Source organism: Nannocystis bainbridge (genome assembly GCF_028368995.1).
Classification (GTDB): Bacteria; Myxococcota_A; Polyangia; order Nannocystales; family Nannocystaceae; genus Nannocystis; species Nannocystis bainbridge.
The window spans coordinates 4,500,086-4,513,944 of the sequence record NZ_JAQNDL010000001.1; the positions used below are offsets into that span (position 1 = coordinate 4,500,086).

The 13,859-nt window shown below is 71.3% G+C and carries 11 protein-coding genes; 4 read left to right on the top strand and 7 right to left on the bottom strand.

Translation table 11 applies throughout. From position 1 onward, the window contains the following. Positions 1 to 128: 128 nt before the first annotated feature. The gene (locus POL25_RS17580) at positions 129 to 1,925 is read right to left on the bottom strand and encodes an IgGFc-binding protein (protein WP_272087194.1); all 1,797 of its coding nucleotides are present in this window, start codon (positions 1,923 to 1,925) and stop codon (positions 129 to 131) included. A gap of 276 nt (positions 1,926 to 2,201) precedes the next feature. Beyond that, positions 2,202 to 4,106, bottom strand: a complete 1,905-nt coding sequence (locus POL25_RS17585) for an acyl-CoA dehydrogenase family protein (RefSeq protein ID WP_272087195.1) — start codon at positions 4,104 to 4,106, stop codon at positions 2,202 to 2,204. Positions 4,107 to 4,384: 278 nt separating this feature from the next. Here POL25_RS17585 and POL25_RS17590 point away from each other — a divergent pair, with 278 nt between their 5' ends. From POL25_RS17590 to POL25_RS17600, 3 genes are all read left to right on the top strand, one after another. Continuing rightward, positions 4,385 to 5,449 (top strand): hypothetical protein, encoded by a 1,065-nt coding sequence (locus tag POL25_RS17590; RefSeq protein ID WP_272087196.1) that lies wholly within the window; start codon positions 4,385 to 4,387, stop codon positions 5,447 to 5,449. A 177-nt stretch (positions 5,450 to 5,626) separates the two neighbouring features. Further along, complete coding sequence (locus POL25_RS17595) at positions 5,627 to 6,562, top strand: class I SAM-dependent methyltransferase (RefSeq protein ID WP_272087197.1); 936 nt, start codon at positions 5,627 to 5,629, stop codon at positions 6,560 to 6,562. Positions 6,563 to 6,583: 21 nt separating this feature from the next. Continuing rightward, complete coding sequence (locus tag POL25_RS17600) at positions 6,584 to 7,903, top strand: radical SAM/SPASM domain-containing protein (protein WP_272087198.1); 1,320 nt, start codon at positions 6,584 to 6,586, stop codon at positions 7,901 to 7,903. Positions 7,904 to 8,000: 97 nt separating this feature from the next. Here POL25_RS17600 and POL25_RS17605 read toward each other — a convergent pair whose 3' ends face one another. Together POL25_RS17605 and POL25_RS17610 are read right to left on the bottom strand one after the other, a co-directional pair. Continuing rightward, positions 8,001 to 8,579, bottom strand: coding sequence for a hypothetical protein (locus POL25_RS17605; RefSeq protein WP_272087199.1), 579 nt, complete (start codon positions 8,577 to 8,579; stop codon positions 8,001 to 8,003). Positions 8,580 to 8,866: 287 nt separating this feature from the next. After that, entirely contained in the window at positions 8,867 to 9,595 is a 729-nt protein-coding gene (locus POL25_RS17610) for a hypothetical protein (protein ID WP_272087200.1), read from the bottom strand. A 211-nt stretch (positions 9,596 to 9,806) separates the two neighbouring features. Here POL25_RS17610 and POL25_RS17615 point away from each other — a divergent pair, with 211 nt between their 5' ends. Next, positions 9,807 to 10,598: a coiled-coil domain-containing protein gene (locus tag POL25_RS17615; protein ID WP_272087201.1), complete on the top strand. Its 792-nt coding sequence runs from the start codon at positions 9,807 to 9,809 to the stop codon at positions 10,596 to 10,598. A 161-nt stretch (positions 10,599 to 10,759) separates the two neighbouring features. On the opposite strand, the gene POL25_RS17620 is transcribed toward POL25_RS17615, so the two are convergent. The 3 genes from POL25_RS17620 to POL25_RS17630 all read right to left on the bottom strand — a co-directional run bounded on the left by POL25_RS17620 (position 10,760) and on the right by POL25_RS17630 (position 13,858). After that, entirely contained in the window at positions 10,760 to 11,539 is a 780-nt protein-coding gene (locus tag POL25_RS17620) for a GNAT family N-acetyltransferase (protein WP_272087202.1), read from the bottom strand. A gap of 116 nt (positions 11,540 to 11,655) precedes the next feature. Continuing rightward, entirely contained in the window at positions 11,656 to 13,020 is a 1,365-nt protein-coding gene (locus tag POL25_RS17625; protein ID WP_272087203.1) for a high affinity choline transporter 1, read from the bottom strand. A 16-nt stretch (positions 13,021 to 13,036) separates the two neighbouring features. After that, a complete protein-coding gene (locus POL25_RS17630; RefSeq protein WP_272087204.1) occupies positions 13,037 to 13,858 on the bottom strand; it encodes an SDR family oxidoreductase in 822 nt (273 codons plus the stop codon). Position 13,859: the final 1 nt, after the last annotated feature.

Consider the following 13,859-nt stretch of genomic DNA (forward strand, 5'->3'; position numbering starts at 1 on the left):
GGGCATGTCGTCGAGAGCATGTCGTCAAGGGCATGTCCCGGACGACATGCTGCTGGGGGCATGTCCTGAGGATGGCCGGTGTCGCCCGGGCTTGCGCGTGACATGTCGCGATGGACATGTCCTCAGGGTCACTCGGGCGGCAGCAGCGCGAGGTCGAGGCCGCCCGGGTACCAGTAGCTGCCGTAGTCCATCACGCCGTAGGTGCTGACGCCGAACTTCACGTTCGAGCTCATGCTGTGGCCGCCGGTGGCGGTGTCCGGCAGCTCGAGGTGGGCCATCGAGTAGCCGGCGCCGATCGGCTTGAAGCCGGTGACCATCGCGCCGTCGACGGTGATCGTCGCGCCGTCGGGGGCGATGATGTCGGCGAAGTTCTGGACCCACAGCTTGTTGGCGTAGACGATGTAGTTGTCGCGGTACTGCAGGATGGGGACCGCCTGGACCATCGCGGGGTCGCTGGTGCCGTAGCCGGCCTCCTGGCTGACCATGTACTGGACGACGAGGACGCGCTTGTCGGCGTCGACCTTGAAGCGGGCCACGGAGGTGGCGATCTCGATGAACTCGCCGGCCTTGGCGATCTTCTTGGCCGCGTTCTGATCGGGGGTGTAGACGAGGTTGGTGTCGTCCTCGGCGGCGATGATGCGGACGAAGGTGGCCTTCTCGAGGGCGTTGTCGGGGGTCTGGACCGGCGGGCCGACGAAGTACTCGCCAGACAGGGTCTCGAGCGGGAACAGCGACTCCTCGAGGTGATCGCAGGCGACGACGCCGATCGGGACCTGGGTGCATTCGTGGCCGCCGATGACCTGGACGGGCTTGTCGGCGTGCACGAACGAGCCGGTGAGGTCGCCGCCGGCCGCGCTGTAGACGGTGAGCACGTCGCCGGTGTTGAGCAGGGCCATGCCGCTGCCCTTGGCATCGACGCCGCCGCCGGCCTGGGTGTTGGTGCCGCCGGGCGGACCCTGCAGCTTGACGATGGTGTTGTCGCGGCTGGCGACGACCGAGTAGAAGCCAGGCAGCAGGTAGTCGTCCCAGTACTGCCAGGAGGCGACCACGTAGTTGCCGGTCCAGGTGTTGACGGGGAGCAGCAGCGAGGCGTCGTTCGACTGGGACGCGTTGAGCGGCATGAACTGGTAGACGGTGACGGGCTTGGTGGCGCGCAGGCGGTAGGCGCCCTTCTTGGCGTGCTTGGTCGGACCTGAGCCCTGGATCAGCTCGGGCACGAACGGCAAGGTGATGACCTTGACGTCCTCGGCCGGCACGGTGACCTGGGCGACGAGCTCGTCGCCGCGGGTGATGGTCACCATGGCGGTGGCTTCGGCGGCGTTGGAGATGGCGACCGCGAACGGGTTGTTGAGGTCGAAGATGTCGTACTGCTGGGTGACGGTCGGGTAGTACTCGCAGCCGATGTAACTGAGGCTGCCGAGCTTGGCGCAGGCGCCGACGCAGCCGCCGCCCTGGCCGTCGCAGCTGAGGCCGAGCAGCGGGTCGCAGTACTGGCCGGGCTCGTAGGCGGTGCCCTCGGTGTTGCAGACGAGCTCGTCCTGGCCGTCGCACTGCTTGGTGCCAGGCACACAGTCGACGCAGCCGATCCCGGGGGCGCAGGCGCTGGAGCACGCGGTCTCGTCGCTGAACCCGCCCATGCCGTCGCACACCTGCGCGAGGTCGCCAGCGCACACGATCTGGCCCTGGGGACACGGACCGGGCGGCGTGGTCGTCGGTTCGCTCGCGGTCGAATCACTCGTGCCGGTCGCGCTCGAGGTGGTCGGCTCGCCGCTGGTGACGTCGCTCGTCGGCGGCTCGCCGGTGGTGCTGCTGGTCCCCGGCGCGGTCGCGCTGGTGGGGTTGGCGCTGCCTGTCACCTGACCTGTGCTGTCGCCGCAGGCCGCGAGCACGAGGGCGAGGGGCACACACGAGAGAGAGCGGACCATGCACGCATGGTAGGAGGCCGGACCGCCAGGGCCCCGGCGAGAGGCCGTGAGTTACGGAGGGAGGTCGAGGCGACATGTCCTTTGGGCAAGGTGGATCGGCGGGCTTCGACAGGGGCAGCGGCGCCGATCCTGGCGGAGGGCGAGATCGCGCAAACGCGTTCACGGTGCTGGCGCACGCCCGGCGCGGCCGTCTGCGCGTGGCGACATCCGTCGAGCCACCGCGGGCGAAGCCCGGGGGTTCGCTGTCCCGCGGGACAGGTTCATATTTTAGAAGAATTACTCGGCGGCGGCGCGGTCGTCTCCGCGGTGGAGGCGGAGGGTCTCTTCGCTCAGCTCGCGGATCGCCGGGCTGTCGGCCAGGCCGTTCTCGAGCAGCTCGCTGAACTCGCCGTCGAGCAGGCGGCGGGCGGTGGCGTAGCGGTCGCGGTCGTCGTTGGAGCGGATCGCCCGGAAGCGGTCGGCGATCCGGCGGCGGGTCTGGCAGGCGAAGGCGTCCGCGAGCTCGACCGCGGCTGTCCCTTCGGGCAGGCCGGTGCGCTGGAGGACCTGGGCGCGGCTGATCGCCGCCGTCATGGCGAACAGGTCGGCGCCGATGTCGACGCAGCGGAACAGCAGGGCCTGGCGCTTCTCGAGGCTCGCGCCCTTGGCGACCATGAGGTGGAAGATCGTGCGCGAGAGGCGTCGGGTGGTGCGCTCGCACCAGCGGACGTGAGGCGCGAGCGCGCCGAACTCGGAGTAGCGCGGCCAGCGGCCCCAGCCGAGCCAGCGCGTCGGATACCAGCCGGCGTAGAACGCCCCGACCTGCGGCAGTTTGGCCAGCTTCTGCTTCATCGGCACCTTCGCGTCGACCAAATCGCCCGCCACCGCGAGGTGACGGTCCAGTGCTTCGCGGGCGATGAAGAGGTGCAAGATCTCCGAAGAGCCCTCGAAGATCAGGTTGATTCGGAAGTCGCGCATCATGCGTTCGACCGGGATCGGCGGCTCGCCGCGGGCCGCGAGCGACTGGCTGGTCTCGTAGCCGCGGCCGCCGCGGATCTGCAGCGTGCGGTCGATGATCTTCCAGCCCTCCTCGCTGTTCCACATCTTGGCGACGGCGGCCTCGAGGCGGATGTCGCGGTCGCCGAGGTCGGCCATCGACGAGGCGAGGTCGCTCAGCGCGTCCATGGCGAAGGTCGTCGCCGCCATGTCGGTGAGCAGCTGCGCGATCGCGTCGTGCTTGCCGATCGCCTGGCCCCACTGCACCCGATGGTTGGCCCACTGGCGGCAGATCTCGATCGCGCGCTTGCTGGCGGCCGCGCACGAGGCGGGCAAGGTGAGGCGGCCCGTGTTGAGGGTGACGAGCGCGAGCTTGAGGCCGCGGCCCTCCTCCCACAGCAGGTTCTCCTTGGGCACGTGGACGCCGGTGAAGCGGATGACGGCGTTCTCGATGGCGCGCAGGCCCATGAAGCGGCAGCGCTGGACGACCTCGACGCCGGGCCAGTCGCGCTCGACGATGAAGGCGGAGATCTTGCCGGTGTCGGGGTGCCGGGCCATGACGACGTAGAGCTCGGCGATGGTGCCGTTGGTGCACCACAACTTCTCGCCGTTGAGGATGTAGTCGCCGCCCTCGGTGCGCTCGGCGGTGGTGTGCAGGTTGCCGGGATCGGAGCCGACGTCGCGCTCGGTGAGGGCGAAGGCGGACACGGCCCCGCGGGCGCACCGGGGCAGGTACTTGGCCTTCTGGGCGTCGGTGCCGAACAGCTTGACCGGCTGCGGCACGCCGATCGATTGATGCGCGGACAGCAGGGCGACGAGGTTGCCGTCCTGGCTGGTGATGAGCTTGATGACCTCGCAGTACTCGCGCTGGGTGAAGCCGAGGCCGCCGTACTCGACGGGGATCTTCATGCCGAAGGCGCCCATGGCCGCGAGCTTGTCGATGACTTCCTGGGGGATCTGGCCGTCGCGGTCGATGGCCTCGGAGTCGACCTCGTCGGCGAGGAAGCGCCGCATCCGCTCGTAAAAGGCGCGGAAGGTCGGGCGCTCGGGCGGGACGTCCGGGAACGGGTGCACGAGGTCGAGCCGGAAGTTGCCGAGGAACAGCTCCTTGAGGAAGGAGGGCGCGCTCCACTCGGTCTCGCGGGACTCCTCGGCGACCTGGCGCGCCTCGGCTTCGGTAAACGTCTTCGCGGGGCGAGTCGTCATGCCGCGAGTCTGATCGCACTTGCGCAGGCTCGCCCCGGCGCCCCGAGCGCTCACGGCCTGGCGGGCAGAAGCAGACCCGTGCGGCTGCGGGCTTTGCGCCGGTCGGCGCGGCGGGCAGGGCGGCGCGTGGCGTGTGCACCCGCTCGTGCGCCGCGATCTGCCACAGGCGCTCGCGGCGTTTCGCCACGGCTGTCCGCGAGGACATGTCTGATGGGACAGTGACTCCAGGGATTGCTCGGGTTTCGGGGCTGGCCCGCGAGGTGATAATAGAGGCGCTCATGCGTAGCTTGATGGTCTCTTGTTTGGCGCTGCTCGCCGCCTGCCCGGGCGACGAGGCGACGTCTGTCTCTTCGGCCAGTTCGACGGCCGATCCGCCGAGCACCGGCGGGCCGGCGACGGACGCGAGCACCGGGGGGACGCCGACGACCGGCGCGACGGAGGCGAGCACCACGGACGCGATCACGTCGGAGGCGAGCACCGCGGAGGCCCCGACGAGCACGACGGGCGAGGCCGGAGTGGCGGGGCTCGAGTTGATGCAGCGGCTGGCGGGCTTGTGGAGCGGGCCGGCCTCGATGACGCCGCTGGGGACGTTCCCGCTGCTGAACATGGACCTGCGCGCGGCTTCGGGGCAGGTGCTGTTCAGCCGCGTGGACCTCGACGCGAACAACAGCCTGCGGTTCGCGTTCGCGGTCGAGGACCACGGGTCGGGGCCGACGCTGGTGTACCGCAACGGCGGTTATTTCCTGGGGATGCTCCGCGACTCGCGGGCGGCGCTGACGGAGCACACGGACTCGAGCTGGCGGTTCTGCTCGGTCACGAAGGGCTGCGAGTACATCGACGCGACGTTCGCGTTCGACGGCGAGGACCACGTGATCCTCGACGTGAAGGTGAAGGGGATCCAGCACGTGTACTGGGACGCGCTGCGCGAGGAGACGCGGGCGCTGCCGGAGCCGTTCCCGGCCGAGGCGCCGCCGCTGGCCCCCGACGCGCCGTTCCCGACGATGCCGAGCCTGAAGGTCGATGTGTCGTGGGCGGAGCCGCTGGCGGTGGACGGCGGGGTGTGGGCGATCGTGACGACCGAGCCGTGCGACCTGCAGTTCACCTGCAAGCACAGCCGCTCCCTGCTGGCTTCGGCGCCGGCAGGGGCGACTTCGGCGTCGCTGACGATGGAGCAGATCCACACGGGGCCGTACAAGCTGACGGTGGTGCTCGACCGCAACGGGAACATGGACGAGACGCTGTTCCCGGACGCGGGCGACGGAGTGTCGCTGCCGAACCAGGCGGTGATGGTGGCGCCGGCAGGCGAGACGAGCGTGAAGACGGCGATCGTCGTCGATCTTTGAACGTTGGGACATGTTCAAGGGGGCATGTCCTGATGGGCATGTCCTGTCGGGCATGTTCTTTGATGCGATCCGGGTCGGGATCCGCCGGGGCATGGCCGGGGTCGGGCTCGCGGATGAATCGAAGCGGGCGCGGCTGCCCGGTCCTTCGGGGCGGCAGGAGGTGCTATGCTCGCGCGCGTGTCGCCCGAGGTCCTGCGGCTCGCCGCCTTGCTCGAAGAGTCGCTCCGCGCGCTGGCCGAGGTGCCGCTGGCGGAGCTGGTCGCGGGGCGAGCGCTGCCGGAGCCGAGCGCGGCGCTGGTGGAGCACCTGCGGGCCCACCGGGCGGGGCTGGCGGGCTGGCTGCGCACGCCGGCCTGCGCCGAGGCGCTGTGCGTGCGGCTGGCCCGGTGGCTGTGGAGCCGCAACCAGTACGTGCGCCTCGATCGCGCGGCGCTGACGGCGGCGTGCGCCCGGGCGGCCGAGGCGCTGGCCGAGGGGCTCGAGGGCGAAGCTGATCCGAAGGACATGTCCGAACGGCTAGTACGCACGGGACAGGAGCTGCAGGCCCGGGTGGCGGCGCTGGTCCGCGCGGGCGGGGGCAAGACGGACGTGGTCTGCAGCGAGTACGCGGTGACGCTGCAGCGCGACGCGCTCGGGCTCGGCGACGCGCCGCTGGCAGCGCCGGTGCTCGACGTCGGCTGCGGGGCGTCGGCAGGGTTCGTGCGCGCGCTGCGAGCGGAAGGGGTGGCGGCGACCGGGCTCGACCGCGAGGCGCCAGAGGACGTGGCGCTGGTGGGCGACTGGTTGAGCTTCCCGTTCGGGCAGGATCGCTGGGGCACGATCGTGTCGCACCAGGCGTTCTCGCTCCACTTCGTGCATCAACACCTGGCGCAGGGGCCGGAGGCGTACGCGTACGCGCGGGTGTACATGGCGATGCTGCGAGCGCTGAAGCCGGGCGGGCGGCTGGTGTACGCGCCAGGGCTGCCGTTCGTCGAGGGGATGCTGCCGAAGGCGACGTACCGCTGCACGCGAGTGCCGCTGCCAGAGGCGATGATGAGCGAGGCGGTGCACGCGCTCGAGCGCGCGGCCGGGTTCGAGCTGGCGTACGCAGCCCACGTGGAGCGGCTGGCCTGAGGTTCGTGGTAGCCTCCGGCTGTGGGGATCCGCGAGGAGCGTCGCCGCCTGCCGATCGTGGCGTTGGCCCCGCCGACGCGCTCCCGCAGGGCGCTGCCGATCGCGGCCGGTCAGGCCCCGGTGCCGCGGATCGTGGTGTGGGAGTTCACGAGCGCGTGCGACCAACACTGCGCCCACTGCGGGCCGCGCTCGGGCAAGCGACGGCGCGATGAGCTGACGACCGAGGAGGCGCTGCGCCTGTGCGACGAGCTGGCGGCGGCCGGGGTCGGCGAGGTGACGCTGATCGGGGGGGAGGCGTACCTGCGCCCGGACGTGCTGCAGATCGTGCGAGCGATCCGCGAGCGCGGGATGAGCTGCACGATGACGACCGGCGGCTACAGCCTGACGGCCGAGATCGCGGAGGCGCTGGTCGAGGCGGGGGTGCAGAGCGTGTCGGTGTCGATCGACGGATTGGCGGCCTGCCACGACGCGCTGCGGGGGCGACCGAAGAGCTTCGAGCGGGCGTTCGCGGCGCTGCGCCACCTGAAGGCGGCAGGCTCACAGGTGTCGGCGAACACGCAGATCAACACGAGGACGCTGCCGGACCTGGAGGGGCTGCTCGAGCTGCTGGCGCCGGAGGGGATCCACAGCTGGCAGGTGCAGGTGACGATGGCGCACGGGGCAGCGGCGGACCACCCGGAGATCTTGCTGCAGCCGTACGAGATGCTGGCGGCGTACGAGGTGGTGGAGCGGCTGCTGGCCCGCTGCGAGGCGCTGGGGATCCGTCTGTACCCGGGCAACAGCCTGGGATACTTCGGTCCGCTCGAGCACCGGCTGCGCCGCAACTCGACGCAGCGCGGGCACTACTTCGGCTGTCAGGCGGGGATCTCGGGGGCGGCGGTGTCGAGCCACGGCGAGGTGAAGAGCTGCCCGAGCCTGGGGGATGAAGGGGTGGGCGGGTCGTGGCGCGAGCACGGGTTCGCGGCGCTGTGGGAGCGCGCGCCGGAGATCGTGTACATGCGCCAGCGGACCCGCGCGGAGCTGTGGGGGCTGTGCGCGAGCTGCTACTACGCGGCGGTGTGCATGGGCGGCTGCACTTCGATGAGCGAGCCGCTGCTCGGCCGCCCGGGCAACAACCCGATGTGCCACCACCGAGCGCTCGAGCTCGACCGCCAGGGGCTGCGTGAACGCATCGAGCCGGTCCGCGCTGCGCCAGGGCAGCCGTTCGACCACGGGCTGTTCCGGCTGATCCGCGAGCACAAGGACCCGGAGCAGCGGGCGCTCCACGGGCCGGTTCACGTCGACGAGCCGCGGAGGTCCCGGGTCGAGGAGCCGCGCGGGTCAGGCTCGCCGCTCGAGTGAGGGCTGGGCTTCAGGACATGTCCTGAAGAATGTCGAGTTTCGAGATGGTCGCGAGGACATGTCTGACGCGACATGTCCTCAGGGACAATCAGGACGGTCAGTGCAGGTCGTCGATCTGGGCCGGCGGGGCGCCGTAGGGCAGCGGCAGGGTGTCGAAGGTGTCGTTGGTGGTCGAGTCGGTGTCGGTGCCCGTGCTCGTGGTGGTGGTGCCGTCGGTGTCGAGGGTGGTGGTGCCCTCGGTGTCGCCGGTGGTGGTGGTGGTGTCGAGGGTGGTGGTGCCGTCGGTGTCGAGGGTGGTGGTGCCCTCGCTGGTGACGGTGGCGCTGTCGGAGGCGGTCTCGGTCGGGTCGCCCGGGCCAGTCGTCGAGGCGCCGGTGGTGGCCGAGGTGCCGGTGTCACTGGCAGTGCCGGTGTCGCTGACCGTGCCGGTGTCCGTGGTGGTGACGGGCTCCTGGGTGGTCTGCGTCCCCTGCGAGGTGCCGCTGTCGCTGCCGTCGCTGTCGCTGCCGACCGTCTCGTTCTTCGACGGCTCGGAGCAGGCGGTGAGGCCGAGGCCGAGCACCGCGCCGAGCACGAGGGCGGGGAACGTCGGGGCCGAACGCAGCGGCGCGGCGCAGAAGCAGCAGGTGGCGACGTCGCCCAGGATGTGACGGGAGCACGCGGGACAGAGCTGCACGGGGGCAGCATAGGCGAGTTCGCGGGCGCCGAGTAGACCGCGCGATCGTCGGCGAGCGCGGGATGAGAGGAATGCCGGCTGCGCGCAGCGCGAGCTACGAGCGCGATGGGGAGGTTCGCACGCGCCACGGTCGAGCACGCTCGCGGCTCCCAGGCCGGAGCGGCGAGGGAGCCCCCGACCCGGGCGGACTCGCGCGGAGGCGAATCAGATGTCCCGCGGGACAGGTGGCGAGGTTTCGTGATGTCCTCGAGGACATGTCCTCGAGGGCATATCGACGCGCAGCGCGCTCACGGGCACTCGGGCAGGGGGCCGTCCATGCAGGGCTCGAAGCCGGGGGGCGTGCAGCCGGAGGCGACGTCGAAGGCGAGGGCGGGCTGGTCGAGTGGGCAGACGGTGACGACGGCGGGCGGGCAGGGCGGCTGCAGCTTGTCGCAGGCGAGGAACTGCGGGGCGTCGAAGTCGGCGCAGAGCATCATGTCCTGTTCGACGTGGGGGGCACCGAAGTGGGCGGTGCAGTTGGGATCGATGGCGCACTCGGCCTCGTTGACTCCGAGGCAGTCCTCGCCGCACAGGGTGACCATGGTGGTGCAGGGCTCGAGGCCGGGCGGGATGCAGGTGTCGTCGAGCAGGTAGATCTCGAGGCTGTCGGGGCGGCAGGCGATGGTGGGCGTGGCGGCGCAGTCGGTCTGGACGATGCAGCCGAGGAAGGCCAGGTTGGGGGTGCAGCCGGGGAATTCGTAAGGGGTGCCGAGGACGGCGCGGCAGCCGGGTGTGGCGCTGCAGGCGAGCTCGTCGAGGTCGGCGCAGGCGAGGCCTTCGGTGGTGCTGCCGGTGGTCGGTTGCGCCTCGGTGGTGGTGCCGTCGGTCGTGGTGGTCTCGCTGGCGGTGCCCGTGGCGGTCGTGTCGGGCTCGACGGTCGAGGCGTCGCTGTCGCTGTCACCGCCCGAGTCCTTGGGATCGCCGACGATCTGGCAGGCGGACAGGACGAGGAGGAGCGCAGGGTGGAAGAACCGCATGGGCGCAAGCATAAGAGATGGGTCGCGCTCGCGGTTCGCGGAGGCTGTCCTTTGGGCAAGGTCGAGCTCGCCGGGGTGCGGGCAGGCGGCCGCAGGCGCGGGCTGCGAGGGGCGGTAGATCGCACTCGCGCGAGGGGCGCGAGGGCGCGCTCGCGGGACGCATGCGTGACGCGGCGGAGCGAGGCGGCGATCGGTGCATAATGCGGACACGATGGCCACGTCCGAGTCCGCCCCGAGCGATGCCCCGTCTCACGCCGCCGAGGCGGCCCTCGCCGACGCCGAGCGGCGACTGGCAGCGCTGAGCGCCGAGCTGCAGGCGACGCGCGAGTCACTCGACCGCGAACGTTCGCAGCGCGCGGGGTGGGACCTCGAGCGCGGCGGGCTGCGGGGCGACCTGGCCGAGGCGCGCCGTCGACTCGACGCGGAGGCGCAAGCGCACGCGCAGACCCGCGGGGCGCACGACCTGATCGAGAGCCGGGTGGCGGCGGCGGAGACCGAGGTGGCCGACGCGCGGCGCGAGGCGAACCGTCAGCGCGAGCGCGGCGACAGGGCGCAGCGCGAGCTGGACGAGGCGCGCCGCGAGCTCGAGGCCGAACGCAGCAATCACCGGGCGACGCGCGAGCGGACGGAGGCGCTCGAGGGCGGGCGCGCGAAGGCAGGACAAGAGCTGACGAGCTTGCAGGCGCAGGTCGAGCGGGCGGTGGCGGACGCGAACGAGCTGCGGCTGAAGTTGACGGCCGATCAGACGGTGCTGCTCGAGGCCCAGGCGCGCTGCGAGGCGCAGGCGAAGGAGCTGACGCTGCTCGGCGAGCGAGCGGCGGCGGCGAAGCGCGCCCTGGCCGACGAGACAGGGGCGCACGCGGAGACGCGGCGCCGGCTCGAGGAGCTGCGGGAGTCGCTCCACGAGGACGAGCGCCGTCGCCAGCGCAAGACGATCGCGGGGGTGGTGGGCGGTGCAGCGCTCGGTGCGGCGCTGTTCCTGCGGCGCCGGCTCGGCGGGTGAGCGGGACGGCCGTCGCCGATAGTTATCTCGGGGACATGTCGTTCGGGACATGTCCGGTTCGGCGGTGAGCGGGGCGGCCGTCGCCGATCGGTGAGGATCGATCGTTGTCTTGGAGACATGTCGTTGTGGACATGTCGTTTGGGACATCTATATTAAAGAACTCAGCGGTTGAAGAACACAGGCAGCTCGGCGATGGGGACGAAGCCGAGGCGGGCGAGGATCGGGGCGGAGGTGTCGGCGCGGGCGTGGGTGGTGACGAGCTTCAGGCCGCGAGCGGCGGCGTGGCGGACGCGGGCGGCCAGGAGCGAGCGGTAGGCGCCGCGCGAGCGGTGGCCTTCGAGGATGACGGCGCCGATGAGGAAGGCCGAGCGCGCGAGGGCGCTGTAGTTGCCGATGCCGACCGGCTCGCCGCCACGACTGGCGAGGAAGAAGTGGTTGCGATCGTCGGTGGGGTCGGCGAGGACCGAGCGCTGATAGGCGAGCAGCGGGGCCGGGTCGGTGTTCCAGCCGCGGCCTGTGACCTCGGCGTGGAGCTCGACGTTGTGAGGACCGACGCGCTCGACGAGGATGTCGTCGGCCTCGGGGATCTTCAGGGCGTCGATGGCGGCGGCCATGACGATGCAGGAGTCGCGGCGCAGGCCGCGGCGCGCGAGGCGATCGGCGAGGTCGAGGGGGCGGCAGTCGGGGGTGACGGTCCAGCGGAAGCGCAGGCCTTGGGCTTCGTACTGGGCGAGCGTGGCGTCGATGACGGCCTCGACCTCGTGGTCGCCGAGGCGAGCGAAGGCGACCTCGTTGAAGCCGCCGCGGCGGAAGGAGGGCGTGAGGATCTGGAACCAGTCGGGGCGCTCGTAGACCTGGATGTCGGCGAAGCCGCCGCGCGCGAGGCGAGGCGAGACGAGGGCCTCGTGCAGGAGTTCGTCGCGGGTGAAGCCGGCGAGCATGGGCGCAGGGTAGACGAATTCGGGGCGGCAGGCGCGGCCGGGCCGGCGGAGGTCGCGGCGCCCCGGCGTCACATGTCGGTGAGGACATGTCCATCGGGACATGTCGTGAGGGGCGCTCAGCGGTCGCGGGCGCGCTCGACGAGGGCGACGGCGACGTAGACGAGCAGGGCGGCCCCCATCGACACCAGGAACGGGGCGGGGGTGAGGTCGGCGTAGCGGCCGAGCAGCCACAACACGAGGCCGACGAGCAGGGCCGCGAGGGCGCTGCGCGGGCCGCCGAAGCGGCTCCACAGGGCGAAGGCGAACACGACCACGAGGCCGCCGCCGGTGAAGCCCGAGGCGTCCTCGACGAGGTCGTGGACGCCGTCGGCGGCGCGGCCGACCAGGTAGGCGAGCACGCCGAACACGAGGGTGCACAGGCGTGAGATCTTCAGGCGCTGGCGGTCGGTCATGCCGGGGCGCATCGGCTCGACGAGGTTGCGCGCGACCACCGAGGACACGGCCAGCAGGGCGCCGTCGACGGTCGAGAGGATCGCGGAGATCAGGGCGCCGATGAAGAGGACGTAGGCGACGGGGCCGAGCAGCTTGGCGGCGACGGCCGGCAAGATCTGCTCGTGGTGGTCGAGCGGGCCGACGAGGCCGACGCCGACGAGGCCGACGAGCACGGGGATCAGGCCGATGAGCAGGTAGAGGCTGCCGCCGAGCAAGGTGCTGCGGCGGGCGACCTCGGGCGAGCGACAGGCGAGCACGCGGACGATCAGCTCCTGCGCGGCGAGCGAGCCGAAGATCGGGATCGCCCAGGCGTCGAGGGTGTCGAGCAGCGAGGCCGAAGATGTCCCGAAGGACAGGCGGTCGGGGGCGACGCTGGCGAGCGCGGGGCCGAGGCCGCCGCTGGCGTCGACGACGGCCCAGCCGAGCAGGCCGAGGCCGATGACGAGGGCGATGCCCTGGACGAGGTCGGTGACGACGCCGGCCATGAGCCCGCCGGCCGAGGCGTAAGCGACGACGGTGCCGGCGGCGAGGGCGATCGCGGCCTCGATGTTCATGCCGGTGCTGGCCGAAAGCACCTGGCCGAAAGCGCGGATCTGGGCCCCGGCCCACAGGAACGAGGTCGGCGCGACCAGCAGCGCGGTGACCCGCTCGACGGCGGGCGAGTAGCGCTGGCGCATGAGGTCGGCGATGGTGGCGATCCCGCGGCGCCACAACGCGGCGGCGAACAGGACGCCCATGAGCAGGAGGCAGACGGCGTAGCCGAACGGGTCGGCCGAGCCGCCGCCGAGGCCGTGCTCGGCGATCTGGCCGGCGGCGCCGATGCAGGTCTCGGCGCCGAACCAGGTGGCGAAGATCGTGAAGGTGGCGAGGATGTAGCCGAGGCTGCGGCCGGCCAGCAGGAAGTCCTCCTGGCTGCGCACGCGCCGGGCCATCCACAGGCCGAGCGCGAGCTGAGCGAGGACGTAGGTGATGACGCCGGCGATGAGCACGGCCGCGGCCCGGGGCTCAGTCGACGAAGAAGTCGGGAGCCAGCTCGGCGCCGGGGTTCACGGAGTACTGCTCGAGGTCGGTGACGCCGGCGCTGCGCAGGAGCTCGTCGTCGATGAAGAAGTTGCCGGTGCAGTCGCGGCTCGGCCGGTTGAAGATGTGATAGGCGGCGTCGGCCATGATGTCCGGCTTGCGGCTGACCGACATCATCATCTCGCCGCCGAGCATGTTGACGGCGGCGGTGGCGATGGTGGTGCGCGGCCACAGGGCGTTGACGGCGATGCCGTCCTCGGCGAACTCGGCGGCCATGCCGAGGACGCACATGCTCATGCCGTACTTGGCCATGGTGTAGGCGACGTGCGGCTTGAACCACTGCACCTTCATCGACAGCGGCGGGGCGAGGTTGAGGATGTGCGGGTTCGCGGCCTGCTTGAGGTGCGGGACGCAGGCCTGCGAGCACAGGAAGGTGCCGCGCGTGTTGATCTGGTGCATCAGATCGTAGCGCTTCATCGGCGTGTCGAGGGTGCCGGTGAGGCTGATCGCGCTGGCGTTGTTGACGAGGATGTCGATGCCGCCGAACTGCTTGATCGCGCGCTCGACCGAGTCGTACACCTGCTCCTCGCTGCGGATGTCGCACACGAGCGGCAAGGCCTTGCCGCCGGCGGCCTCGATCGCGGCGGCGGCGGTGTAGATGGTGCCTTCCAGCCGGGGGTGCGGGTCGGCGGTCTTGGCGGCGATGACGACGTTGGCGCCGTCACGAGCGGCGCGCACGCCGATGGCGAGGCCGATGCCGCGGCTGGCACCGGTGATGAAGAGGGTCTTGCCTTGCAGGGTGCTCATG

Excerpts from the sequence above, each read along its gene's own strand:
- POL25_RS17610 (WP_272087200.1), bottom strand. The coding sequence starts at position 9,595 with ATGCGGTTCTTCCACCCTGCGCTCCTCCTCGTCCTGTCCGCCTGCCAG.
- POL25_RS17620 (WP_272087202.1), bottom strand. The coding sequence starts at position 11,539 with ATGCTCGCCGGCTTCACCCGCGACGAACTCCTGCACGAGGCCCTCGTC.
- POL25_RS17585 (WP_272087195.1), bottom strand. The coding sequence starts at position 4,106 with ATGACGACTCGCCCCGCGAAGACGTTTACCGAAGCCGAGGCGCGCCAG.
- POL25_RS17615 (WP_272087201.1), top strand. The coding sequence starts at position 9,807 with ATGGCCACGTCCGAGTCCGCCCCGAGCGATGCCCCGTCTCACGCCGCC.
- POL25_RS17580 (WP_272087194.1), bottom strand. The coding sequence starts at position 1,925 with ATGGTCCGCTCTCTCTCGTGTGTGCCCCTCGCCCTCGTGCTCGCGGCC.
- POL25_RS17590 (WP_272087196.1), top strand. The coding sequence starts at position 4,385 with ATGCGTAGCTTGATGGTCTCTTGTTTGGCGCTGCTCGCCGCCTGCCCG.
- POL25_RS17630 (WP_272087204.1), bottom strand. The coding sequence starts at position 13,858 with ATGAGCACCCTGCAAGGCAAGACCCTCTTCATCACCGGTGCCAGCCGC.